The 1,007-nt window shown below is 66.1% G+C and carries 1 protein-coding gene; it reads right to left on the reverse strand.

Translation table 11 applies throughout. The features are described from left to right. Positions 1-6: 6 nt before the first annotated feature. A complete protein-coding gene (locus ACWEPL_RS65290; RefSeq protein WP_452443108.1) occupies positions 7-843 on the reverse strand; it encodes a transposase family protein in 837 nt (278 codons plus the stop codon). Between the last annotated feature and the right edge of the window lie 164 nt (positions 844-1,007).

Below are 1,007 nucleotides of genomic sequence, written 5' to 3' on the forward strand. Positions count from 1 at the left end.
GTGATCTCAGCGAATTCCCGGCAGGTAATTGTGCTCGAAGTGGGTGAGGACAAGTGCTGCGCGGGCGATGTCGCCGATTCGGCTGGGGCTGACGGTGATGTGCTGGAGGGTCCGCCAGCGGCCTTTGAGCAGGGCGAAGCCGCGTTCGCCGAGACAGCGCAGGGCTCGTAGAAGCCGGTTGTAGGTGCGGTTGTCCGGGCTGAGGATCTGGTTTCCTTCGGGCTGCTTGATCGGCGTGTGGATGCCGATTCCGGCGCCGTCGTAGCCGCTGTCGGCGAGAGTGGGCAGGCCGGCTGCGGCTGCGGCGTACAGCGCGCCCAGCACGTGCGCGCGGGCGGCGGACAGGTCATGGACGGAGCCGGGCTCGACCTCGCCGATCCACAACGGCAGGCCGTCTGGTGCCGAGAGGGCTTGGAGGTTGCCGGCGTGCTGGTGGGCCTTGCCTGAGTACCAGGCGTCGATGGGTTCACCCTTGACGCTGATGGTCTGCTCGGCGCAGCGGTCGATGGGGATCAGGGTGCCGTCCAGGATCACGTAGGCCAGTCCTTCGGCGTGGGCGCGGTCCAGGGCTCCGGAAAGATCTGGGGCTTGAGCTGCGAGAACCTCGATTCCCTCGTGGATGTAGCGGTAGGCGGTGGCCCGGGAGACGCGGTGATCGCGGCCGAGCTTGGGGATGTCCTGCTCGCCGCGGAACCAGCGCACCACCATGACCGCTTGCCGGAAGGGGCTCAAGACTCGGCTGTCTTTCGGCGTGCCGCGCAGTCGGCGTTCTTCATGCAGGAGGCGGGCGACGTGCTGAACGAGTGCGCGGGAGACGTCGAGCGTGGCACGATGAGCAATCACGTGGAGCCTTCCGGCGGCTGGGATTTCTTGTGGTGAGAGCTCTTCTACCGGGGGCTCCACGTCTGTTTCCGGCCTTCGGCAACTCCTCCCGATAGGCCCGGAACGCCACCAGCGGCGTCCAAGAAATCCCAATTCGTCCGAACTATTTCGCTGAGATCACCTCA

The sequence above is a fragment of the Nonomuraea sp. NPDC004186 genome (assembly GCF_053603495.1).